The sequence below is a fragment of the Oculatella sp. FACHB-28 genome (genome assembly GCF_014696015.1).
Taxonomy (GTDB): Bacteria; Cyanobacteriota; Cyanobacteriia; order Elainellales; family Elainellaceae; genus JAAUTN01.
On record NZ_JACJPJ010000048.1, the window covers coordinates 17,845 to 39,681 of the forward strand.

21 protein-coding genes and 1 pseudogene are annotated in these 21,837 nt (G+C 49.0%); 12 read left to right on the forward strand and 10 right to left on the reverse strand.

The window, feature by feature from the left end:
* Window positions 1-18 precede the first annotated feature (18 nt).
* A complete protein-coding gene (locus H6F88_RS09475; protein WP_190642507.1) occupies window positions 19-1,482 on the reverse strand; it encodes a folate/biopterin family MFS transporter in 1,464 nt (487 codons plus the stop codon).
* A gap of 237 nt (window positions 1,483-1,719) precedes the next feature.
* Window positions 1,720-1,995, reverse strand: a complete 276-nt coding sequence (gene moaD, locus H6F88_RS09480; protein WP_190642508.1) for a molybdopterin converting factor subunit 1 — start codon at window positions 1,993-1,995, stop codon at window positions 1,720-1,722.
* A 351-nt stretch (window positions 1,996-2,346) separates the two neighbouring features.
* Between moaD and H6F88_RS09485 the strand changes: the two genes are divergently transcribed.
* The gene (locus H6F88_RS09485) at window positions 2,347-4,029 is read left to right on the forward strand and encodes a GAF domain-containing protein (protein WP_190642509.1); all 1,683 of its coding nucleotides are present in this window, start codon (window positions 2,347-2,349) and stop codon (window positions 4,027-4,029) included.
* 15 nt (window positions 4,030-4,044) lie between these two features.
* Here H6F88_RS09485 and H6F88_RS09490 read toward each other — a convergent pair whose 3' ends face one another.
* A complete protein-coding gene (locus H6F88_RS09490) occupies window positions 4,045-4,806 on the reverse strand; it encodes a DUF4079 domain-containing protein (protein WP_190642510.1) in 762 nt (253 codons plus the stop codon).
* 457 nt (window positions 4,807-5,263) lie between these two features.
* Window positions 5,264-5,761 carry a DM13 domain-containing protein gene (locus tag H6F88_RS09495; protein WP_190642511.1) on the reverse strand — a complete coding sequence of 166 codons (498 nt, stop codon included), beginning with the start codon at window positions 5,759-5,761 and terminating at the stop codon, window positions 5,264-5,266.
* 469 nt (window positions 5,762-6,230) lie between these two features.
* Between H6F88_RS09495 and H6F88_RS09500 the strand changes: the two genes are divergently transcribed.
* The gene (locus tag H6F88_RS09500; RefSeq protein WP_190642512.1) at window positions 6,231-8,537 is read left to right on the forward strand and encodes a cellulose synthase catalytic subunit; all 2,307 of its coding nucleotides are present in this window, start codon (window positions 6,231-6,233) and stop codon (window positions 8,535-8,537) included.
* A 126-nt stretch (window positions 8,538-8,663) separates the two neighbouring features.
* On the opposite strand, the gene H6F88_RS09505 is transcribed toward H6F88_RS09500, so the two are convergent.
* Window positions 8,664-8,870 (reverse strand): hypothetical protein, encoded by a 207-nt coding sequence (locus H6F88_RS09505; RefSeq protein ID WP_190642513.1) that lies wholly within the window; start codon window positions 8,868-8,870, stop codon window positions 8,664-8,666.
* A gap of 317 nt (window positions 8,871-9,187) precedes the next feature.
* Here H6F88_RS09505 and H6F88_RS09510 point away from each other — a divergent pair, with 317 nt between their 5' ends.
* The 3 genes from H6F88_RS09510 to H6F88_RS09515 all read left to right on the forward strand — a co-directional run bounded on the left by H6F88_RS09510 (window position 9,188) and on the right by H6F88_RS09515 (window position 10,390).
* Window positions 9,188-9,385, forward strand: coding sequence for a hypothetical protein (locus H6F88_RS09510; protein WP_190642514.1), 198 nt, complete (start codon window positions 9,188-9,190; stop codon window positions 9,383-9,385).
* 25 nt (window positions 9,386-9,410) lie between these two features.
* The gene (locus tag H6F88_RS33925; protein ID WP_277881843.1) at window positions 9,411-9,533 is read left to right on the forward strand and encodes a hypothetical protein; all 123 of its coding nucleotides are present in this window, start codon (window positions 9,411-9,413) and stop codon (window positions 9,531-9,533) included.
* Between the two features lie 191 nt (window positions 9,534-9,724).
* Window positions 9,725-10,390 (forward strand): serine/threonine protein kinase, encoded by a 666-nt coding sequence (locus H6F88_RS09515; protein WP_190642555.1) that lies wholly within the window; start codon window positions 9,725-9,727, stop codon window positions 10,388-10,390.
* A gap of 110 nt (window positions 10,391-10,500) precedes the next feature.
* Here the strand turns inward: H6F88_RS09515 and H6F88_RS09520 are convergent, their stop codons facing one another.
* The 4 genes from H6F88_RS09520 to H6F88_RS09535 are packed head-to-tail and all read right to left on the reverse strand — an operon-like array spanning window position 10,501 to window position 13,581.
* A complete protein-coding gene (locus H6F88_RS09520) occupies window positions 10,501-11,130 on the reverse strand; it encodes an NADPH-dependent F420 reductase (RefSeq protein ID WP_190642515.1) in 630 nt (209 codons plus the stop codon).
* A gap of 24 nt (window positions 11,131-11,154) precedes the next feature.
* The gene (locus H6F88_RS09525; protein ID WP_190642516.1) at window positions 11,155-12,030 is read right to left on the reverse strand and encodes an SDR family oxidoreductase; all 876 of its coding nucleotides are present in this window, start codon (window positions 12,028-12,030) and stop codon (window positions 11,155-11,157) included.
* A gap of 58 nt (window positions 12,031-12,088) precedes the next feature.
* Window positions 12,089-12,661, reverse strand: a complete 573-nt coding sequence (locus tag H6F88_RS09530) for an antibiotic biosynthesis monooxygenase (protein ID WP_190642517.1) — start codon at window positions 12,659-12,661, stop codon at window positions 12,089-12,091.
* A gap of 5 nt (window positions 12,662-12,666) precedes the next feature.
* A complete protein-coding gene (locus H6F88_RS09535) occupies window positions 12,667-13,581 on the reverse strand; it encodes a gluconolactonase (protein WP_190642518.1) in 915 nt (304 codons plus the stop codon).
* 162 nt (window positions 13,582-13,743) lie between these two features.
* Here H6F88_RS09535 and H6F88_RS34365 point away from each other — a divergent pair.
* From H6F88_RS34365 to H6F88_RS09560, 5 genes and pseudogenes are all read left to right on the forward strand, one after another.
* Window positions 13,744-14,046: pseudogene (locus tag H6F88_RS34365) on the forward strand (helix-turn-helix domain-containing protein); the annotation flags it as partial.
* An 846-nt stretch (window positions 14,047-14,892) separates the two neighbouring features.
* A complete protein-coding gene (locus tag H6F88_RS09545) occupies window positions 14,893-15,798 on the forward strand; it encodes a LysR family transcriptional regulator (RefSeq protein WP_190642520.1) in 906 nt (301 codons plus the stop codon).
* 237 nt (window positions 15,799-16,035) lie between these two features.
* Window positions 16,036-17,334, forward strand: a complete 1,299-nt coding sequence (locus H6F88_RS09550) for a hypothetical protein (RefSeq protein ID WP_190642521.1) — start codon at window positions 16,036-16,038, stop codon at window positions 17,332-17,334.
* Between the two features lie 164 nt (window positions 17,335-17,498).
* Window positions 17,499-18,350 carry a DUF72 domain-containing protein gene (locus tag H6F88_RS09555; protein ID WP_190642522.1) on the forward strand — a complete coding sequence of 284 codons (852 nt, stop codon included), beginning with the start codon at window positions 17,499-17,501 and terminating at the stop codon, window positions 18,348-18,350.
* A 112-nt stretch (window positions 18,351-18,462) separates the two neighbouring features.
* On the forward strand, window positions 18,463-18,666 hold the full coding sequence (locus tag H6F88_RS09560; protein WP_190642523.1) for a hypothetical protein: 204 nt from the start codon (window positions 18,463-18,465) through the stop codon (window positions 18,664-18,666).
* Here H6F88_RS09560 and H6F88_RS09565 read toward each other — a convergent pair.
* Window positions 18,663-19,778 (reverse strand): carboxylate-amine ligase, encoded by a 1,116-nt coding sequence (locus H6F88_RS09565; protein ID WP_190642524.1) that lies wholly within the window; start codon window positions 19,776-19,778, stop codon window positions 18,663-18,665. The two genes, H6F88_RS09560 and H6F88_RS09565, sit on opposite strands and share 4 nt — an antisense overlap.
* A 79-nt stretch (window positions 19,779-19,857) precedes the next feature.
* Between H6F88_RS09565 and H6F88_RS09570 the strand changes: the two genes are divergently transcribed.
* Together H6F88_RS09570 and H6F88_RS09575 are read left to right on the forward strand one after the other, a co-directional pair.
* Entirely contained in the window at window positions 19,858-21,030 is a 1,173-nt protein-coding gene (locus tag H6F88_RS09570) for a tetratricopeptide repeat protein (protein WP_190642525.1), read from the forward strand.
* Window positions 21,031-21,058: 28 nt separating this feature from the next.
* On the forward strand, window positions 21,059-21,829 hold the full coding sequence (locus H6F88_RS09575; protein WP_190642526.1) for an SDR family NAD(P)-dependent oxidoreductase: 771 nt from the start codon (window positions 21,059-21,061) through the stop codon (window positions 21,827-21,829).
* The last annotated feature ends 8 nt before the right edge of the window (window positions 21,830-21,837 follow it).

Below are 21,837 nucleotides of genomic sequence, written 5' to 3' on the forward strand. Positions count from 1 at the left end.
AATGAAATTGCTCCGTACTCATTCGAGCGCCTCTTCAACGGTTTGAGGCAGATTAGATTGAGAAACTAGCGGAATCAACTGCTTTTTTACGGGATGTAGGTCGGTCGCATCGGCTTCCACTTTGGGAGCTGAAGATGGAGGCAGAGCAACGGTTTCTGATAAATCCATACTTGACTCCTCAGCTTGAGCATTGGGCAGTAACCCCAAAAAGGGTAAAGGCAACAGCGTACTCAGGTTGGTGATGACAACCAACAGCCAGAGACGCTCAAAATTTGTCTCAGTTACGCCCAACCAATGCATCATCACCGCCCCAAACTCATAGGACAGCAGAGCCGCCAGGTTCGTTACAGACATTAACAAAGCAAATAGGGTGGCTTCCACTCCCGGAGGGCATAGACGTGCGGCTAAAACCAGCACTGGCATATAGGCAATTTGACCCATGACCGTCAAAATCAGACTGTCACCCAGGCTAAACCAGCGGTCGTCAATACCGATCGCCCGATTTGCATGAGTTACCAACAGCAGCATCGTCATTCCCAGGACGGCGGAGATCACCATCGTCCAGCCAAAAATTACGCGAAAGGGAACAGTCTTGAAAAACCTCTGAAACATCCAGATACCGGCGAGTGAAGCAACACTAGTCACCAGTCGAACTCGTCCCAAAAACTCTGGCTCAAACCCCAGTTCGTTGGTCGTGAAGAAGAAGAAAGCAGATTCAGCCGTCGGTGTAGCCTGCGCCAGGAACAGAAACGCCGTCGGCATCCAAATGGATTTCTGACCAATTGCGCCACGCAACTGCTTTACCTGCTGCCGGACTGCTGACCATTCAGAGGTGTGGTCAACTCTTGACTCCGCAATTAATCCAGCAACTAAGGAGACGATCAGCGGAAAGGTTGCTGTGATAATGAAGACGGTATGAGTGCTGAAGTGTTGTAACAAAAAACCGCTAAAATAAGCCGTCATTAGCCCACCCAAGGCGGACGCTCCCCAGCAAACGGATTGCAGCGAACCCGCTTTGGCAAGATCTTCTGCACGGGCACGCTCGACCACGAGGGAGTCTACAATTACGTCGCTGACCGCTACAGAAAGGGAGCTAAGGGCGATCGCCACAGTCGCCGTCAGAGCCGAATGAGCGAAGAATGCTAGCCCCAACCAGGAGGCGGTTCCTAGCAGTCCAGAGAGAATCAGATAAGGACGACGACGGTAGCCAAACAGTGGCAAGCCATCTGAAACGAAGCCAAATACTGGTTTGATAATCCAGGGCAGGGCTGCAACTCCCATCAAGGCAGATACTTCTGCTGGACTCAGCCCCAACTCATCTTTTAGAAAGAAGCTAATTGCCAGCCGCGCTAACCCAAGGATGCCTTGTACGAAGTAAACCAGCAGAATCGCGACCAGTTCAGGGCTGGGTTCGTTACCAAACAGCACCTTTTCGGTCAGAGATGCCTTGACTTTAGCTAAGTTGGGGGAGAGTGCAACCATTCACGCCTGGGTTTGTTAAGAAACATCAATGATTGCCTACTATGATAACGGTTTGCAACTGAGTGTCTACCTTTATCAAGTTGGGCAAGTTTTATCCAGGCTACCCAAACTAGCCCAAGACAGAACGTTTAGCTTCTAACGCGAAACAGTCCAGTTTTTTCAGGAGCAACTGCTAGTACAACGGGAACTTCTTGTAAGTTTGTCAAGATTCTGGCGAATCCCAGAATCTTGCTTGATTCATCCACCGCTAACTGGCGGAATGAGTACTACTTCATCTCCGGCGTGTAGAACGGCATCTGCTTCAACGAACTGGAGATTGATCCCAAAGCGAGTGAGGTCGCGCCATTGGGCAAGCTCTGGATGCTCGCTAATGAGGCGATCGCGCACTTCTGCCACTGTTGTCCCAACGGGAACTTCTAGCGTTAGTTCTGGCACACCATACGCTTCCTGGTAGGCGGCGAAAAGCTTAACGGTAATGGCGATCGCAGACTGAGATAGGGCAGTATCAGACATACTATTCTGTCGTTACTTTTAGGACTAAGAACCGTTGTGCTAGAAGTTAGCTGTTTTCTTCAGTTGTTTGTCTAAATGAATCCAGGCTCTAGTTGGCAATGCTAGTCCATTTTGCTCAATAGCTGTAATGTCCATAGAGCTTGGAGCATTGCTTGCGAACGAAACGCAATCCTGGCGATCGCTCAAAAACGATTCCTCGATGCTACTGTCAGGATTTGTTTACGCTTATGATTCTTTTTGTCTATACTTCAATTCGAGAATGTAAACAGGCATAAAGGTTTTGGCGAACCGCATCTACCAGAAAGCAGCAGCTACACCCAAAACTGATCCCTGGATTTGAGTAGGTTTAACATGAACCTTGACCAATTGGAGCAATTGAGAGATTGCTGTCGTGATGAAGCAGCCTTTGGAAAAATGTTACAAGTCTTGGCAGCAGAGTTTGGGCAGTCTCAAGTTGATCAGCAAAAGGCGCTGTTTCGGGTCATTGCCAAAATTCGAGAATCTCTAGATTTAGGTACCATCTTTAAGTCAGCGGCGACTGAAGTGCGTGAGTTGCTGGATGCCTGTCGTGTCGGTGTGTTCCGGTTTGACCCAGACTCTAATTGGAACAAAGGCGAATTTGTCTCAGAGTCCGTATTGCCTGAGTTTGAATCGCTTTTGTCTACCCAAATTCACGATCATCACCTTGACGAACAGCTTGCTACTGAGTACGACAAAGGCTATGTCCAGGTGATAGAAGATACCTCTAGTGCCTGGACAGATGGACGCTACACCATCGCCCTAGAGAAACTACAAATCAGAGCCAGTTTGGTTGCGCCATTGCTTCAGGGCGATCGCCTCTGGGGGCTATTGTGCATTCACCAGTGCATTGGTCCGCGACGCTGGCAAGCTTCGGAAATTGAATTTGTGACTCAGATTGCAGCGCAATTGGGAGTTGCGATTCAGCAGGCAGAGTTTTTGGCGCAGACACAGCATCAGTCTGAGGCGTTGGCCCAGGCGCTAGAAGATTTGCAAAAGACGCAGACGCAGCTGATTCAAAATGAAAAGATGTCTAGCCTGGGGCAACTGGTTGCAGGTGTTGCCCATGAAATCAACAATCCGGTGAATTTCATCTATGGCAACCTGATCTACGCCAGTCAATATACTCAGGATTTGCTCGATCTGATTGCACTCTACCGCAAACATTACCCAGAAACTCACCCCGAAATTGGCGATCGCACCAACCTGATCGATCTAGATTTTCTAGTCGAAGATCTGCCTCGGATGCTGACCTCGATGCAAATTGGAGCCGATCGCATCCGTCAAATCGTGCTGTCGCTAAGAAATTTTTCGCGGCTCGATGAAGCTTCCGTCAAACTCGTTGATATCCACGAAGGCATCGACAGTACCTTACTGATTTTGCAATATCGGCTCAAGGCAAAAACCGGAACCACTGGCATTAAGGTGATCAAAAAATATGGCGATTTACCGTTGGTTGAGTGCTTTCCTAGCCAACTCAACCAGGTGTTTATGAATATTCTGAGCAATGCGATCGACGCGCTATATGAATCTGGGAGTCCTCTGAATCGTTCCGTTCAGGAGCCGATCGCCAACCTAGCCTTAGAAAATTCAGCCTCAGAAAATCACGCAGCCGAAACCTCGCTTGACGGACTTGCTAACTTAGCTCTGTCAAATTCTCCTCGGTGCAACCAGATCACGATTACCACAGCAGTGGCACACGGTTACCCAGATGACATTCCGCGTGCCATTATCTGTATTGCTGACAATGGACCAGGAATGCCCGAAGCCGTTCGAGCAGAGATTTTTCACTCCTTCTATACAACCAAGCCCATTGGCAAAGGTACCGGACTGGGGCTATCTATCAGCTACCAAATTGTTACAGAACGGCACAACGGCACCCTCTGCTGCATGTCACAAGTTGGACAGGGCACAGAGTTTCGGATTGAAATTCCCGTCCAACAGATTAAGCAGTATTCAGAGAAGCCAAACCTAACTTCTCGCTCAAACTTTTTCTCAGATAAAGCGGAAGATTAACCAGACTTAACTCCATCAAGCGGCAGGTGTAGAAACTTGAGGAATTTGAGAGGCAGGTGGGGGCGCGGGAGTCGGGCAGGTCAAGTTCTCAAAATCGCAGCTATAGATGTAAGGTCCTTGCCAACTCAGCGGAATTTCTAGCAAATCTCGCGTTCCGGTCATTGCCTGTCCGACAAACAAAAGTAGCGCAATGCAGTTTAGCACCGTGTGAACAACACGCCAGCGATTGGAACGATCTTTGTAAATGTCTTGGACGATCGCCAGCGAAAAAATCATTAGTAGTGCGGCGACTATACCATAGTGGAAGTGCGATACGTACCACTCGTCTGTACGCCGATAAACCCCATCTTGCCAACCCAAAATTACTAACCCGGCACCTGTAAGGGTGGCAAAGATGCCTCGCCAATGTGCTTCTCTCGCACGATATAGCACTATCAGGGAGGCAATGGTGGCAATAAACATCAGGACGATGAAGCCAACCTGAAGCGGCTCAAGCGTACCTTCTCGTTGCTGAGTGATAAATCCGCTATATCCGAACACAACTGAATAGGCTAGTGCTATCAGCGTAACTCCGACTACTGCACCTGTAAGCCAACGACCCAGATCTAGATGTTCCTTGCCCACCACTGGAGGAATTTTGCTTTTGCCGCCTTCTTTAGCCTGAAGCCGTCGTTGTCGAGTTTGCCAGGCGAAGTTGACGACCATACCAATTAGCGGAAAGACAAAGAAAACGGCGATCGCCGGATGGATTAATGCCCAAAAATCTTTAACTCCCATTAGAAACTCTCCATAACAGCACAAATTTTAAGCACAAACTAATACCAAACCCTGCCAGATAAGCACGACTCTGTACGGGTAGGTTTACTAGACAAAACCTGGATGGAGCAAAGATTCAACAGCAAAACCTGCTCCTACGGAAACTACGGTTAGTTACCCAGATCTGGATATAAAACCTCGCTTCAGAATTAAAGTCTTTATACAAGATGCACCTTCAGATAGCTCAAAACATTGCAGATTAGAAATGAATTGCTTAGGGAAACCTCCTCAGTCAATTCATTTCTAAATCTGCAATGAGATGAACTCTAGCCAAGCAACATTCCAGGTAAACAGGCTATTATCCTACAACTTGTGATTCCAGAAGGGTGTTAATCAGTAAACAAATTTATGAGAGGGGTTGTGAGTTGGGGATTAGGTAATGATTACTTGCAATCCCTACTCTCCAATCCTTAATTCTCTAGCTCCCCAGCGTTGCATAACCAAAAGTCGCGTTAAACATCCGACACCAGATGACAGCAGAGTTAAAGTCATCCAGGTTCACGTCCGCAGGAATGGCATAGCGTTGGGTTCCTGCGGTGCTTTGCAGCGGGGCAAGCGTGATGTAGTCCTGTTCCTGGATGCCGCTAACGGGAGGTTCACCAGCCCGATGGAGAACTACATATAGATCAGGGCCGCTGTCGCTACGAAATGTTTCGTCGAACTCTAAGTAGCGATCGCCATTTTCAGTCACAATCTGTACCATTCCCTCTGTTGGATGCTCTGCAGCAACAAAAGTTCCAGTTTTTGTTGCGGTAGCCTGAGCAATCTGAATGGGACTAGCTTCAGCAGTGATAGGCAACGATTTAACCTGTGCTGCTAGAGATGGGGCGGCAGTTTGAGTATCAGCCTGAGCGTTGGTGCCAGCTAAAACCAGGAGAGAAACTACGCCAAACGAAACCAGAGCAATCAATTTCATGACTGTACAATTTCTTACCAACAACTCAACACACTGTAGGGTTTCATCATCAGTAGAGAATGATTGCGGGCTGAGAATTTAGGCATCAACTCCTACAGTCCCACTCATTCAATTCTCAGTCACTTCTAATCTAAGGTGACTAAAGAATAGACTTCCTGCATGAATTACTTTTTGAAGCGTGAATGGTAGCGTAGCCGCACCGCGCTACCATTCACGCAGGAGACATCATGAGCGCGATCGCGCTCACAACCCTGAACGACAATCTATTTTCAATGCAGATCTAATTTAGGATGTTACCTTTCAAAAACTAAACCACTAAAATCAGACCGGAAGGTTATAGATAGATTAAATGCCGAGCTAGACGCAAAACACTGTTTGTTCTGCGTATATATAAAAAGACCGTGAAAGACCGCTATTCAGGTAGGACATTTATGTCAATCCAGCTATGCATCGGTAGGAGACGGCAGCCATGACAACTTCGCAATTGGGTAAGACGGAGTTAGATCAGCGCAAACCTTCACGGTTTATGCGACCGCAAACAGCAACCTTGGCAATGCTGAGCTTGATTGGAATTGCCAGTGTAGTGGTGGGTGGGTGGTTTGCTGGTCAGGGAACCATCAATCGCATCTTTGATCAACTCGAACTTCTACAGGAAAATCCGCCACTCTGGTTAGAAGTGCCTATGGTGACTGGAGAGTATCTGCTGTTTCCTACGGTGGCGCTGCTGGTGCTGGTGCTAGTGGTGATGAAGGTGTCTCCCCAACCGCGTACCTGGTCGAGATTAGTTGTGGTTGGCATTTTGATTGCGCTGACGCTGCGCTATCTGGCTTGGCGATCGCTCTCCACCCTCAATCTCTCTGACCCGCTCAATGGCGTATTTAGCCTGGGTTTGTTTCTCCTAGAATTGCTGATGCTAAGCAACGGCACGATTCAGCTTTTTCTGATGCTGCGAGTGCGCGATCGCCGCCGAGAAGCCGACGTGCTGTCGATGGATGTGCTGAATCAGAAATTTACGCCCACCGTAGACATTTTTATTCCTACGTACAATGAGCCGACGTTTATTTTGCAGCGCACAGTGATGGGCTGTCAGGCGATCGAGTATGCCAACAAAAATATTTACCTGCTCGACGATACTCGTCGCCCCGAAGTTCAAGCACTAGCTGAGGAATTGGGCTGCCACTACATGACCCGACCCGATAATCGTCATGCCAAGGCAGGGAACCTGAACCATGCGATCGCCCAAACCCAGGGAGAACTGCTCGTCGTCTTTGATGCCGACTTTGTGCCTACCAAAAACTTTCTCACCCGCACCGTGGGCTTCTTTCAAGACCCCCAGATTGCCCTGGTGCAAACTCCTCAAACCTTCTACAACCCCGACCCGATCGCCCGCAACCTGGGTTTGGAAAATGTTTTAACCCCAGAAGAAGAAGTCTTTTATCGTCAAATTCAGCCGATTCGCGACGGAGCAGGCAGCGTCATCTGCTCTGGCACTTCCTTTGTCGTGCGACGCAGCGCTTTGGAACAGATGGGCGGCTTTGTCACCGACTCACTTAGCGAAGACTACTTCACTGGAATTCGACTGTCGGCTCAAGGCTATCGGCTGATTTATCTCGACGAAAAGTTGAGTGCAGGGCTAGCTGCCGAAAACATTGCGGCTCAGGCAGTTCAGCGACTTCGATGGGCACGGGGAACGCTCCAGGCTTTCTTCATCAAAGCCAATCCACTGACCATTCCTGGACTCACCCCGCTTCAGCGATTGGCCCACCTGGAAGGACTGCTGCACTGGTTTACCAGTATCTCGCGAGTTGGATTCCTAGTTATGCCGCTGGCTTACTCCTTTTTGGGTGTGATTCCGCTGCGAGCAACGGCCGCCGAACTGCTCTATTTCTTTCTGCCTTACTACATTGTGCAGTTGACGGTGTTTTCCTGGCTCAACTACCGTTCTCGCTCAGCCCTGTTATCTGATATTTACTCACTGGTCCTGTGCTTTCCGCTGGCGCTGACGGTGATTCAGGCGATGCTCAATCCATTCTCGAAGGGCTTTAACGTCACGCCAAAAGGTACCGCCAGCGATCGCTACACCTTTAACTGGGGGCTGGCGGCCCCGCTTATTGCCCTATTTATTGCAACAGCAGTGAGTCTTTGGGTCAACCTGGGAATTTGTATGATCAAAGGCGCATGGCAGCAAACCGTGTCGCCAGAAGTCGCCGAACAGGTAAAAGGAATTGGCTTAGGCTGGATCTGGAGCGGCTACAACCTGATCATGTTGGGGATCGCGCTACTGATTTTGCTGGACGTACCGCGACCGAACCTTTACGAATGGTTTGACCTGCGTCGCACGGTACGTCTGACAGCTGGCGATTGTCCCAAAGGGGGAACTGTTTCGCATCGCACCTTTTGGGGTGTCACCACCATGATGTCTGAAGTCGGGGCAGAAGTTGCCCTAACTCAGGGAGGCTTTCCGGCAATTCCTCTAGGTGAATCTCTACCCATCACACTAGAAATTATGGAAGAAGGAGTCACCTTACAGGGACAAGCAACCCGCACGGGCTTTAGAGATGAGTTTCCTACCGTGCGAATTAGCTTTGAACAAGTGAGTTTAAACCAGCAGCGATCGCTCGTCGAAATGCTGTTTTGCCGTCCCGGTCAATGGAAAACTCACTATACGCCTGGTGAGTTTGCTTCATTCCTGCTGCTGTTTAAAATCTTATTTAGACCGCGTGTATTGTTTGACCGAAACATCGATGTGAGTGCGGTAGCGGTTGCTAAGGGATAAGCAACGAAATAGCAAAGTCAACAGTTCGCTAATAATAGGAAAGCTATTGCAGCAGCCTGTAATAGCTTTCCTATTGTTGGTGAGTGAATCAATAGCGTTTTAATCACGTTATGGTGTGGGCTTTGATTACACCATGACGCGGTTGAGAACACACATGACTTTATCAGAATGATGGGGAACCGGAATCGGTTTACTCCACGCGCCTGCTTCAGCAACGCCAAGTGTGTGTTGCCTGAGAATGTAAGCTTTTACGTTGTCTTCAGTCCCAATCACCAACGTGGTGAGAATGCGCGGATCGGGGTTGATTTGAATCAGAGAAGCATTATCAGTCATAGCAATCTAAAACTTCAGGTTGAGGGACTAGGAGCTAGAGTCTGAGAACTAGGGCAGATTACCTCTGACCTCAAGTCCCCAGCCCCTAACTCCTGAGATTTGTCTCCTAAAACCAAAGCCACCCTGCTGCTTTTTTGCCATAGCAAAGTCAGGGTGGCTAGTGGAGTGATAAACTGCCCTCTAGCCCTCCGAACTGTTACCGCAGTTTTGAGGGTTAGTCGCCTGGGGCTGGTGCAAACAGTCTCAGGTGACGCTTTGATCTCGGATATGTTTTTGTACTGAGGAACCAGACTACTTGAGAATGAAGCTTTTCGCAAGTGGTTCTTGATACAGGTTTACAGGCTTGGACTTCTGATCACAACCTGTGCAGCTTTGATCTCGACATTCCGAGTTCTGAGGTCAAAGCTTCGAGTTCTGAGGTCAAAAATTTAGGCTTTGAAGTCAAGGTTTCAAGCTCTGGGGTTGAGGGGTCAGGGTTGGGAATCGAAGTTTCAACTATCGTAGAAGGGCAATGAAGCCCGCCCGTTCAAAGTGCCTGTCATGAGCCAAGGCTTCAAGAATATTTGTGCCCAAGTTGGGAAGCGATCGCCCTTCCTAACAACGGAGCAAACGATCCAGGTCGAAATCCTATTTGTGCGGCAGGCGGGAATTTCTTCAGATTAAGCATCAGCGCCCCCACAGTTTTTGCTCAACTTGCCTGATGGGATCGATCGCTCATTCTAAAATAAGATGCGAGGGAACTAGAGGCTTGCTTATTATTTTATTGGTAGGTTTAGTGAAATTAAGCGATCGCCTGATTTTTGTTTACTGATTGCCTGGGTTGGGCGATCGCCATCAATGTCGTGGATAAACGTATGAACCCATTCATCGACAAGATCTACCAGGAATTGCTCCCGGAGGTGCGGATTGAGAGCATTGATCCACACAACCCCGTAGTGATTCGCCATGTTCCTGCTCCCTGGCAGCGACTCGGAGCCGGAAACTATGCCGCAGTGTTCTACCATCCTGACTATCCCAATCAGGTGGTAAAAATTTATGCCCCTGGACGACCTGGGTTTGAGGAAGAGCGAGAAGTCTACCGTCGCCTGGGTTCCCATCCCGCTTTTTCAGAATGTTTTTATGCCGAAAAGAACTTTTTAGTTCTCAAACGCTTATATGGGGTAACGCTTTACGACTGCATGAACCGGGGTTTGCGAATTCCAGAACAGGTGATTAAAGACATTGATAAGGCATTAGAGTATGCGCGCGATCGCGGACTTTATCCCCACGACGTTCACGGACGCAATGTAATGATGCTTGACGGCAGAGGTTTAGTCGTTGATATCTCAGATTTCCTGCATCAAGAGGACTGTTCAGCCTGGAATAATCTCAAGAAAGCCTATTACTGGTTTTATCTACCTGTTCTCTCACGATTGCGGCTGCGAGTACCCTATTTTGTCCTGGATTTGGTTCGTGCAGGCTACCGTCTCTTCCGCCGCATCACACGTCTGAGGCTACGGAGTAGTCCTAAGTCCCAATAGGCATAGGGCGCAGCATTCGGCAAACAGACTCTGGAATAGATCGAGAATTTCTGCCCGAATGCTACGCCCTCCGAACGCTACGCCTCATAGAGAAATGCGATCGCATCACCCTAACGCTGCAAGAGCTTCATTGCCACCTGTCCCATTTGCTGAGCGTAAGCAAGCTGGACTAATAGCATTCCAGCAGGCTCAACATAGCGAGCATTTCGCAGTGGGCCAGCATCAATGGGTTCAACTTCTGTTTCGCGCAGCAGGTCAGCCACGATCGCCTTTGCTTCTGCATCATCGCCACAGTAAAACACAGTTGGAGTCTGTCCATTAAATTGCGTAGAAGGAGAAAGCAGTACTTCTGCAAATAGAGGCATTGATTCTACCAGACGGGCGTTTGGTGCAAGTTTGGCGATCTCTTCTGCCGCAGAAGTAGTGGTGCCAACTGCCAATCCACTCATGTCAGGCAAGAGCGCATTTACACAGCTAAATAAAATCTTGCCGTCCAGCGAACCTGCCTGCTGAAGTGCATCCTCAACCACTGCCCAGGCTACCGATAGCACCACTACATCGGCAAACTGCACCGCTTCGGCGGGTGTTCCCGTTAATGTTTCCGAACTTACAGATGCAGCGGCGGCTTTGAGTTTTTCTGGATTCCGGGAATAGCTAAACATGAGTTGATGTCCATTTTTTGCCCAAAATTTGCCCATGCCCGTGCCCATATTGCCTGCACCAATAATGCCAATTTTCATTATTTCTTCCTCGTATATCGTTCTTCAGGTTGAAGCCGTTGAAAAATCTTGACTGTGGCGGACGTAATCTTGAACAAACGCTGCAAAGGTTGTTGGAGGTCGGTGTAGGAGATGGGCGATCGCCATTGTAATGATCGAGCCTGCTCCAGCGTGCCAACAATCAAACAACTGTGCTTCTGCATCTAGATACCATTCGGGTTCGCCATTAGCAAGACGAGCCGCTTTGAAATTAGCAGGTATCACATTTACATACTGAACGGATCGATTCAATGCTTTCGCAAAATACTCAGCGACTTGATTAAATGAAACAGCTTCCGCACCCGTTAGATCGTAAGTTTGATGTTCATGCCCTGGTTCATTTAAACAAACGGCTGCCACGGCCGCTACATCCCGCGCATCCACATGTGAGATTTTTGAGTCTCCAACAGAGTGATAAAATACCCCTTGTTGAGCAATAGATTGAGCAAACCAGCGCATGTTCTGCATCAGCATATTCGGACGTAAATGAGTCCATGCCATGCCTGATGCTTCCAGATGTTGCTCAATTTGGCGATGCCACTGTTGGAATACACTTGGCAACTCACCAGCATGAAGCACAGAAAGCTTCACCAGATGGCGAACTCCTGCCCGTTTTGCGGCATCGATAAAATGGCACTCTAGCTCAACTTGATGCAGATCATTGGGCATCACCAAAAACGCTTTTTCAATTCCTTGTAATGCTGCATCCAAACTATCTGATTGACTAAAATCTCCTTGAACCAGTTCAATGCCCTGTGCTGCTAGATTTGCGGCTTTAGCTCGATCTCGTACGAGTGCCCTCAACGGCACCTTTTTCTCAACCAAGTGGCTGACCACTTCACCACCAATATTTCCTGTTGCACCTGTCACTAGAATCGTCATCACATTCTCCTACTTGTGAACCTGATTAGTTCTACAGTTTCAATCCAGTCGGATTGGGCTAGCGTTTTGGATAAAGCCATCCAGCAAATAGCTTGGTCAGTCGGGGCATAACCCCATAAGTCATGATCGAAACCATAAGCAGAACGACTACCAGAGTTCGCAACAAAGGGGGGAGTGGCAGGAGTAATGGCACCACAAACGTTGTGGCTAAGTTGAGCAGAATGAAAATAGCAATTCCCGAAAGGATGACCATTTTGTAGCGTGGAGGTGGGGGCATTCCGGGTTGAGTGGGTAAGGTAAACCAAGTCTCCAACCCAGTGAGAATGGAAGTTTGCCCTACATCAACGGTGAGTTGACTGGCGCGTTTGAGCAATTGTTGGCGAATCGGTGAAGTCTCCCACTGTTTGAGATGGCTGACGCGATCGAATTTGAACACAATCCGATATTCAGAACTGCTGCTGCCAAAGCGAAATACATTTACGCCGAGATGTCCTTCAAAAGAATGGGCGGCTGCAATCAGATCGGTGAGAACTTGCTCAAAAGCCATTTCACAGCCTGGTTTAACCCGTTGCAGCACATCGACGGTGACTGGTGGATCATCCGCATTGTTGGCGGAATCTATGATATTCAAGCTGATCACTCTCCCAGTTGCAATCCTGGAATTCCCACCTCAAGGCAAACTACCCTTCCAGGCTCAACTCCTGTTGAAGGCGGAAAAGACATGCCGCCGTTGGTGACAACGTAAATGCTGGTGCAAGCTTCTCCCTGCCCAAACGCAAGCGCTGTGCTACCCGTCATGTCTTCTGCGGCTCCAGCAATAATTGTGGCCTCTCCCACGGGTGAAATTCTCACTACGCTGTTATAGATGTGAGTGGTGCCATAGAGATTTCCCTGCTGATCAAAAGCAAAGTCATCCAGATTAATCGGAGCCACAAACACTTCGGGTTTGCCAGGTTGCCCGTTTGCGATGGGGATTTTGACGAGCTGCATTTTCTCTGTGTTGGAGGCATAAAGCACTCCCTCAAAAATCTTTAACCCATTGACCGCTGGAAATTCGCTGTCCGAAGAACTGCGGGCTAAGTGAGGATGCTCAAGCCAGATCTCAGCCTTTTTTTCGGATACTGTGAGTTGCCAAATGGCTCCCCGGTAGGAGTCAGCAATTAGGATGCGATCGCCATCTAAAAGCGTCATGCCATTAAGAAAAACAGCATCTGGTAATGTCACTAAAACACTGGTTTCTCCCTCTGACGAGACATTGTACACAGTGGGAATATTCTGCTCATCCCAGGCACTCAGCAGCAGATTGTCATCCGGCAGAAAGGCTAGTCCCGTTGCTTTACCAGCAATTTGAGCATGGAGAATGGGCGGGTTGTTTGCTTCAATTCGCCAGATGCTACCTTCATAGTGATTAGTGACGAAAAGGGTATTGTTTGCATCAACAGCAATGCTTTCTAAAAAGGTATTAACCGGAAATTCTGCGATCGCCTTTGCTGGAACCGGAGCAGTTGGCGTTTCCGCAAAAATGGGAGGTAATCCCGGTGAGTCAGCCATGCAAATATTTCCTTGTCCACTTTCTAGTATCGCTAAAGACTAGACCAGATTTGCCCAAATTGTTTTGTACTGCGTGTAACTCTCCAATGCTTCTGCACCAGTACCAGTAGTATCATGCACAATTAATTGTTACCAAATGGTTACTAACAGGATTTTGTCACTATGCTCGAAAAACAGTATGGTTGTCCGGTCGAGTTTACGCTGGATAGAATTGGCGGCAAGTGGAAATGTGTGATTCTCTGGTGGTTGCGGCGGGGCACAAAGCGATTTGGTGAACTGATGCAGTTGATGCCAGGAATTAGCCGAAAAGTATTAACCACTCAACTACGTGAACTTGAAGTAGACGGCTTGATTAGTCGTCAAGTGTTTCAGGAAACACCGCCGCGTGTCGAGTATTCGCTGACGGCATACGGCGAGACACTGCGACCGATCACAGAATTGATGTGTAACTGGGGCAAGGCAAATGCTCCAGAGTTTCAGTTTGGCGTGATGTGTTTGCGTGGATTGCGAATTTTGGCGATCGCCAACTCACTCCTACGCCAACGACTAGAAGCTGAATTAGGTGAGTTGCGCGGCGCAAATTTAACAATCACTTCACTGGCGATCGCCCTCAACACCCTCAACCAGATTAGCCCCGACATTGTGTTGATTGATTTCAGTGTTGACGAGGATTTTAGTCTGCTCCACAATCCACTTAAAACATTAGCTACAGATTCTCAAAAGTCAATTCCAGTAATTGTTTTGACTGCTAATGATCATGAGCGCGATCGCGCTATCTTGCAAGGGTTTCCACTTCATTTAATGGAGCCAGTGGAAACTTCAGAACTGGTGGGGGCGATCGCCAATTTAACTACAGCAGAGAATGCTGAAAGTAATACGGAATGAGCCGTTACCGTTGTTCAAGCCACCGCCGTACTTCCGCTTCTGAAACATTGTAAATTCCTTTCCCAGTAGCGGGATCATAAGCACTCCATGAAGCATCCTCGACATGTGTATTAGAATGCTGGAAGTTCTGCCATGCCTGAACTTCCGGCTTCTTCCTAATTAGTAAATGAATCAGAAATTGCTGGATATTTTCTGCCCAACTTTTGGTAGTAACCTGGGGGAAATTAGCGGCTGGGTGGTCGGAAGAGTAACATCTTACATCAGACTTGGAATTAGATGGAGAATGATTCACGATCACTGCCTCTCACAAAATATGGTTTCTAATCTCACGTTAGGAATTTAATTTTCTAAGATCAAAATGCTCTCTATATAGTTGCCATCAGTAAAATCGATGGATAATACCCATGTGTTGTTTTGGTCAGGCGAATGAAACCCAACCCCAAAAGTTCATTCACACTGACACAACTGCGAATTTTAATTGCGATCGCTACTTATGGAAGTTTTAGCGAAGCAGCATTGCAGTTAGAGATGTCTCAGTCGTCGGTGAGTAATGCGATCGCCACTCTCGAAACCGAACTCGGAGTCATTTTATTTGTCCGGGGTCGTCAGGGTGCCAGTTTGACCCCTGTGGGTGAACAAGTGTTAGCCTACGCCAAACAAATGATGCAGCTTCAGGAAGAGATTTACAAAACCGTCAACCTCGCCAAAACGCTTCAGGGCGGGCAGGTTCGTATTACTTCATTTCGCAGCATCACTACTCATGTTTTGTCGGGCGTGATTGCTCAGTTTCGGCAACGGTTTCCCCAGATTGGCGTGACTATTTTGGAACAATGGGACAATCAACACATTGTCAGTGCTTTGCGTCAGGGGCAGGCAGACATCGGCATTATTGATCATCCGCTGGATGATCAGTTTGACACCTGGGAACTGTTGCAAGATGAGTATGTTGTCCTGTTGCCGTCCTCCTTTCAGGTCAAGGGAACTGGGTTAGATTGGGACGATTTACGCAATTATCCCTTTGTGATGTTCTCAGAAGGCGATCAGCATGACGAAGAGGTTTTTGCTCACTGTTCTGTCTTTGATACATTCTTGAAAGTCGCTTACTGGGTCAAGGCAGATTCCAGCATTGTCAGCATGGTGGCTCAGGGGTTAGGAGCGACCATTATTCCTCGTCTCGCAGCCGAACCAATTCCCAATACCATTCAGGTATTCAGCTTACCTGTACCGCTATTTCGTATGGTTCAAGTGGCAGTTTTGGCAGATGCTTTGTTTCCACTCCCCGTTTTTGCATTTTTGGAAATGCTCAAATCTGAGTCCAGATTCTATATCTGAGTTGCCGCTTTTACTGTGGAATGATCTGCGATGTTGATCGAAATCACTCACGCTAGCTAAGCAACTATTTATACTTCTGCACATTGGCAAGCCTTCAACATTTTTATTCTTACAGATTGAATTCTTGCAGTTCAAAAACCTTTGCGGTCTGCGAAACAGCCCTCACCAGACTAGTAGAGATCATCAGTAGCCACCTCCCTTTGGGCAAGCTTAAGGGTAAATTACTTCACTCACCTTATGCCAGTCTTTAAACGTCCGCTCAGCTTCCTGAACCGAAATACTCAGAAAGCTTCAGGATTCACTCCCAATCCCACATCATCGGTACTACAGCCGCCAGCATCCGCGCCACAGCAACCCAAAACCCTCGCTCAGCTAGAGCAGGAAATGGCAGCCGAGGCACAAGTTCTACCGACCCGACCGATGCGGCATTCCCCTAACCCTATCGGGCGGACGTTTAACAAAATCAAATGGACTGTTATTTTGCTTGGTATTCCGGCTGGCATGGTTTGGTTTGTGAACCTGCCTTACCCAATGATTCGCCGTCCAGTGGCGGAGGCTGCTCCTATCTTGCTGCTGCCCAGCTACATCAGCATGGACAACCACTATCGGCAGGCGATCGCCTCTCTAGAACAAGCCGAGCAGCTAATCAACAACCCCACTAGCCCCGCCGACATTGACTTGGGAGAGCAAAAAGTCGAGCAGGCACAGAAGAGCCTCAACGCATTGCCAATTGGGTTCCTCAACGACTTTCCAGAATACCGCTACTGGTGGTATGACTGGCGCTTTAGCAGCAGCCGATTCTACGATGCCCGCACCACAGTTGCACAGTTAGAGGCTGTTGTCTTTCAAGAGAAAAATGCTCAGGTCGCTTTATTTGATGCAGAACAGTCCCTCAATGCAGCAAAACAGCAGTATCAGCAGGCAACTACACCTGTTGATAAGGGAGTGGCGATCGCCGCATGGCAATCTGCCCTCGACCAGCTTGCTACAATCCCCGGTCAAACCCTTGCAGGCAGAATGGCTCAGCAGAAGTATGTAACCGGTGAACGTGATTTTGCCACAACTGTTGGAGTTGCTGCGGGCAATGAGCGAACCAGCGCCATAATCGAAGCAGCGAGAGGATTTGCATGGGAGGCAGCCAAAGCGGGACAGAACCCACCCCACTCAGTTGAACAATGGCAACAAGTTGAAAACCTTTGGCTGAGAGCTATTCAGGGATTAGAGCAAGTTCCTGATGATGACTTAATCGGTTATGCAGAAGCACAGCGGCTTTTGGCAGAGTACAACGCTAACTTAGGTCAAATCCAAGTTCGTCAGGAAAATGAACGGATTTCTGTAGCTGCTCTACAACGTGCAAAAGACCAAATTGCTTGGGTGAATAACTATGTTGATGGAGATATAGGCTACATCGCCAGCGAGTTGCAGTCAATCATTAATGATTTGGAAAAAGTTGAGGAAGGCACAACGGCCTATCTGGAAGCTCAAGAATTGCTACTCTTGGCAAATAACAAGCTTAATCAGCTTCAACCTCAATAGTCAGATGTAGGTTGGGTGGAACAAAGTGAAACCCAACATTTTGCTTGTATTCTGTTGGGTTCCGCTTTGCTTCACCCAACCTAGGGTAGCGCTTTTCCCGAATGCTAGCCCGTACAGAATTTGCATCATCTCAGCATGTCATTCCACTGCGGTACGATAGGGGAATGAATTTTCGGTTAGGGTGCGCGATTTGGGCTTACAAGGAGTGGGTGGGCGACCTGTTTCCACCGGGAAGCCGTGCAGCTGAATTTTTGCAGTTGTACAGCAGACGGTTTACGGCTGTTGAGGGCAACACCACGTTTTACTCTGTTCCTAGTGCCGATATGGTGCAGCGATGGGCAACGGAGACACCACCAGGGTTTAAGTTTTGCCTGAAGTTGCCGAGAGATGTTACCCATCAAGGTTTACTGGTACCCCAAATTCCAAGGGCGATCGCCTTCTTAGAACAGATGCAGGGATTGGGCGATCGCCTCGGTCCCATCTTTGCCCAACTGCCACCCAGCTACAGCCCCGCCAGCCTGGATGACTTGAGCGACTTTCTCACTGCCTGTGCGACCAAAACACCATTGGCAGTTGAGGTGCGTCACTCGGATTGGTTTCAGCCTTCTCACACAAACCAGCTCAACGCAGTGTTAGAAAAATTTGGCGTTGGGCGCGTTTTGCTTGATACTCGCCCAATTTATGAGTGTCCTGGCGATCCGCAGCTCAACTCCGAACGACGTAAACCCAAAGTGCCCTTGCAGCCGACCGTGACGGCAAACTTTAGCCTGATCCGCTACATCAGCCACCCTGAACAGGAGATGAATCAGCGGTTTCTAGCAGAATGGGTAACTCATGTGGATCAGTGGTTGCGTCAGGGCACACAGATTTATTTCTTTGTGCATTGCCCAGTTGAGGCGCGATCGCCCGCCAATGCTCGTCACTTTCAGCAGCTATTAGAACAACATGGTGCGCCCATTCCGGCTTTGCCCTGGGATGCGATCGCTCCTCCCCCTTCACAACTCAGTCTGTTTTAGTTTTGGGTCTTGTTACTCTTTATCTCTCCTTCTCCCTGCCGCTGCCGCTGCCCTTCCCTCCTGATAGGATGGAGTTCAGGTCACAATTGATGCAGCTAATACAAAGGTCACTATGGCTTCAGACGAAAAAAATATTGTTCCAACTCAGCCTTCTAAAGGGTTTCAGGCTCAGTCAGAATCTGCAAAGCCAGCAAAGGATGAGCGTCAACAGCTTTCTATCTACCGCAAATCCGAGCTTTACCCGTTACCTAACAATCGACCGATCGCCGACAACGATGTTGACAACCCAGATGAGCTAATGGGCTACCTGGACTAGGTTACGTCTTTTGCGGTTTCTGCCACCAGCAGATCGACTACATCCTCCATGCTGTTTCGGCGCTGGTATGCTTGCCGTTGCCGATCGGCACTCGTTCCATGTTGCAAAGTGTGGTAGACGAGTTGAGAGACTTCATCCCAATCTCCCTGAGCCTCAAGAGCAGGTTTGACAAAGTTCAGCAGTTTGTCAATCATTTCACGAGCCGGAAGGGCCCGTTTATTGATCACATCAATCAGATGTTCTGTTAAGCCATGACGGGCAGCGTGCCAGTGAGCAGCCCGCAAAATCTCAGGACGAACATCTGTAAAGGGTTGATTTTCTGTCACCTCGCCATAGCAGGTTTGCGCCAGGGCACGGGTTAGCCCAGCGACCATGACGGCTTCGTCGATGGTGGTGCAGACATCGGTGACACGAAATTCGATGGTAGGAAAGCGTTCTGATAGGCGAACGTCCCAGTAGATTTTGGTGCCGTCTTTGATCGTTTCGGTCGCAATCAAGTCTTGGATGAGCGCATCATAGTCTGCTTTAGACTTGAATGCTAAAGGAAGTCCGGCCATGGGCCAGCGGCTCCAAAGTTCTGTTCTATAGCTTGCATAGCCTGTGTCTTCGCCTTGCCAAAAAGGAGAGCCTGATGCCAGTGCCAGCAAGGGAGACAGCCACAGACGGGCACGATTCATTACCTGGACGGCAATTTCGCGATCGCTCACTCCGACATGGACGTGACAGCCAAAGATAATCAGGTCGCGCATCAACTGCTGATAGTCCACAATTAAGCCTTTATAGCGCTCTCTGGGCGTCACCTGCTGGTCTGCCCATTTGGAAAAGGGATGCGTTCCGGCGGCAGCAATTTGGCTTCCGTCTTTGGCGGCAGCAGCAATGATTGCACCTCTCAGGCGAATTAGCTCTGAACGAACCTCTGCAAGGGTATGACAAACTTTTGTCGCAATTTCGATTTGCGAGAGGTACACTTCAGGCTGCACGGTGTCACCCAGGGTTTCCTGGGCGTTTGTTAAGATACGGGTGCCGTGAGGACACAGTTCTCGTGTGGTTGGGTCGATTATCTGATATTCTTCTTCGACACCGAGGGTAAATTCTTGGGCTTGGGGTGACATATCGGATATTTCCTTTCGTTAAAACGCCCCAAAAACATTCTCTTTGCAGGGGTGGGCAGCGATGAGTTTGAGCCTATGCATGATTGTAAGAGACGAGGCGGAGAATCTACCGTCCTGTTTGAATAGTGTCAAGGCAGCCGTGGATGAAATGGTGGTGCTGGATACGGGTTCAACGGATGAAACGGTGGCGATCGCCCAATCTTTTGGCGCACAGGTACATCACTTTGACTGGTGTGATGACTTCTCAGCCGCCCGTAATGCCGCGCTTCAGCACGTCACTGGTGATTGGGTGCTGGTTTTAGATGCAGACGAACGGCTGGAAACTGGAATTGTGCCTCAACTCAAGCAAGTGATGCAGCTAAACACTTACCTGGTGGTAAATCTGGTGCGTCAGGAAATTGGGGCAACACAATCACCCTATTCACTGGTGTCACGGCTGTTTCGCCGTCATCCTAAGATGCAGTTTTCGCGTCCTTACCATGCAATGGTGGATGATAGCGTTGCCGCAATTCTTCAGCGAGAACCCCAGTGGCAGGTGGTGGAGTTGCCAGAGGTGGCGATTTTGCATGAGGGTTATCAGGCGGGAGCGATCGCTAGTCGCGACAAGCTGCAAAAAGCTCGAATGACGATGGAGCGTTTTCTGGTCAGAAATCCTGGCGATCCCTACGTTTGCAGTAAGTTGGGAGCACTATATGTGCAGATCGACAAAGTCAGCTATGGGATTGAACTGCTAGAACGCGGCTTAAAGTCAGCGCAGGTTGATCCCCCAATTGGCTATGAGTTGCACTATCACTTGGGCATTGCCTACAGTCGCTTGCAGCACCTCGACCAGGCAGGAATGCACTATCAGTTGGCGATTCAGCAGCCAATCCTGCCCCGTCTAAAGTTAGGAGCCTACAACAACCTGGGCAATTTACGTAAAGCCACAGGCGATTTAACGGGAGCAAAAGCCGTCTACGAGCAAGCGCTGAGAGTTGATCCCAGTTTCACAATGGGTCACTACAATCTGGGCATGACGCTCAAGGCGATGGGGCAACTGGGGGAAGCGATCGCCCAATACCAGCAAGCCATTGAGCTTAACCCAAACTATGCTGAGGCTTACCAAAACTTAGGGGTAACGCTACTTAAGCTGGGTAAAGTGGCAGAGAGCCTAGCCGCCTTTGAACGGGCGATCGCCCTGCATCAACAGCACGACCCTACCGAAGCACAGCGATTGCGCCAGGGTTTACAGGAAATGGGATTCCAAGTTTAATCAGGCATAAGTCATCAATTTACCTGAAATGCAGAGTAGTTTTACTGATGAGTCTGAACGCAAACCTGGACGGGCTGCGTTAATCGTGGGAGCGGGTCAGGGAATTGGACTGGAGTTTGTGCGGCAGTTTTTGCAAGGCGATCGCGCCGATTGCCTTTTTGCTACCTACCGCAACCCAGAATCAGAACTGTTGTCTATCACCGATTCTCGCTTGCGCTGCCTGCCGTTAGATATTACTGAAGAGGCTCAAATTGCCACCATCATCGACAAAATTAAAACCGATACAGCCGCCCTTCACAGCGTGATCAACTGCGTCGGTTTGCTGCACGATGGGGCGATGCAGCCCGAAAAGAGCTTGCGGCATCTGAATTCAGAGCAGTTGATGCGTTACTTTCAGGTCAACAGCATTGGAGCTGTGCTACTGGCAAAACACCTTCAGCCGTTGTTCAAGCATGGCGATCGCGCCATTTTAGCCACAATTTCAGCCAAGGTAGGCAGCATTGGCGACAACCAGTTGGGCGGATGGTATGGCTATCGGGCTTCCAAAGCAGCGTTGAATATGTTTATGCGAACCACCGCGATTGAATATCGACGCACTTGTCCTAGGGCGATCGTGGTGACGCTACATCCTGGCACCACAGACACTCAGCTATCCCAACCCTTTCAGCGGAGTGTGCCGCCCGAAAAGCTATTTTCTTGCGATCGCACCGTTCGCCAACTGCTAGCTGTCCTCGATCAGCTTCAGGAAAGTGACAGCGGCGAATTCTTTTCCTGGGATGGCAGCAAATTGCCCTGGTAGCTGCTGCA

Excerpts from the sequence above, each read along its gene's own strand:
- H6F88_RS09495 (WP_190642511.1), bottom strand. The coding sequence starts at position 5,761 with ATGAAATTGATTGCTCTGGTTTCGTTTGGCGTAGTTTCTCTCCTGGTT.
- H6F88_RS09575 (WP_190642526.1), top strand. The coding sequence starts at position 21,059 with ATGCAGAGTAGTTTTACTGATGAGTCTGAACGCAAACCTGGACGGGCT.
- H6F88_RS09505 (WP_190642513.1), bottom strand. The coding sequence starts at position 8,870 with ATGACTGATAATGCTTCTCTGATTCAAATCAACCCCGATCCGCGCATT.
- H6F88_RS09475 (WP_190642507.1), bottom strand. The coding sequence starts at position 1,482 with ATGGTTGCACTCTCCCCCAACTTAGCTAAAGTCAAGGCATCTCTGACC.
- H6F88_RS09550 (WP_190642521.1), top strand. The coding sequence starts at position 16,036 with ATGCCAGTCTTTAAACGTCCGCTCAGCTTCCTGAACCGAAATACTCAG.
- H6F88_RS09545 (WP_190642520.1), top strand. The coding sequence starts at position 14,893 with ATGAAACCCAACCCCAAAAGTTCATTCACACTGACACAACTGCGAATT.
- H6F88_RS09515 (WP_190642555.1), top strand. The coding sequence starts at position 9,725 with ATGAACCCATTCATCGACAAGATCTACCAGGAATTGCTCCCGGAGGTG.
- H6F88_RS09500 (WP_190642512.1), top strand. The coding sequence starts at position 6,231 with ATGACAACTTCGCAATTGGGTAAGACGGAGTTAGATCAGCGCAAACCT.
- H6F88_RS09555 (WP_190642522.1), top strand. The coding sequence starts at position 17,499 with ATGAATTTTCGGTTAGGGTGCGCGATTTGGGCTTACAAGGAGTGGGTG.
- H6F88_RS09490 (WP_190642510.1), bottom strand. The coding sequence starts at position 4,806 with ATGGGAGTTAAAGATTTTTGGGCATTAATCCATCCGGCGATCGCCGTT.
- H6F88_RS09485 (WP_190642509.1), top strand. The coding sequence starts at position 2,347 with ATGAACCTTGACCAATTGGAGCAATTGAGAGATTGCTGTCGTGATGAA.
- H6F88_RS33925 (WP_277881843.1), top strand. The coding sequence starts at position 9,411 with ATGAGCCAAGGCTTCAAGAATATTTGTGCCCAAGTTGGGAAGCGATCG.
- H6F88_RS09570 (WP_190642525.1), top strand. The coding sequence starts at position 19,858 with ATGATTGTAAGAGACGAGGCGGAGAATCTACCGTCCTGTTTGAATAGT.
- H6F88_RS09525 (WP_190642516.1), bottom strand. The coding sequence starts at position 12,030 with ATGACGATTCTAGTGACAGGTGCAACAGGAAATATTGGTGGTGAAGTG.
- H6F88_RS09565 (WP_190642524.1), bottom strand. The coding sequence starts at position 19,778 with ATGTCACCCCAAGCCCAAGAATTTACCCTCGGTGTCGAAGAAGAATAT.
- H6F88_RS09535 (WP_190642518.1), bottom strand. The coding sequence starts at position 13,581 with ATGGCTGACTCACCGGGATTACCTCCCATTTTTGCGGAAACGCCAACT.
- H6F88_RS09520 (WP_190642515.1), bottom strand. The coding sequence starts at position 11,130 with ATGAAAATTGGCATTATTGGTGCAGGCAATATGGGCACGGGCATGGGC.
- moaD (WP_190642508.1), bottom strand. The coding sequence starts at position 1,995 with ATGTCTGATACTGCCCTATCTCAGTCTGCGATCGCCATTACCGTTAAG.
- H6F88_RS09560 (WP_190642523.1), top strand. The coding sequence starts at position 18,463 with ATGGCTTCAGACGAAAAAAATATTGTTCCAACTCAGCCTTCTAAAGGG.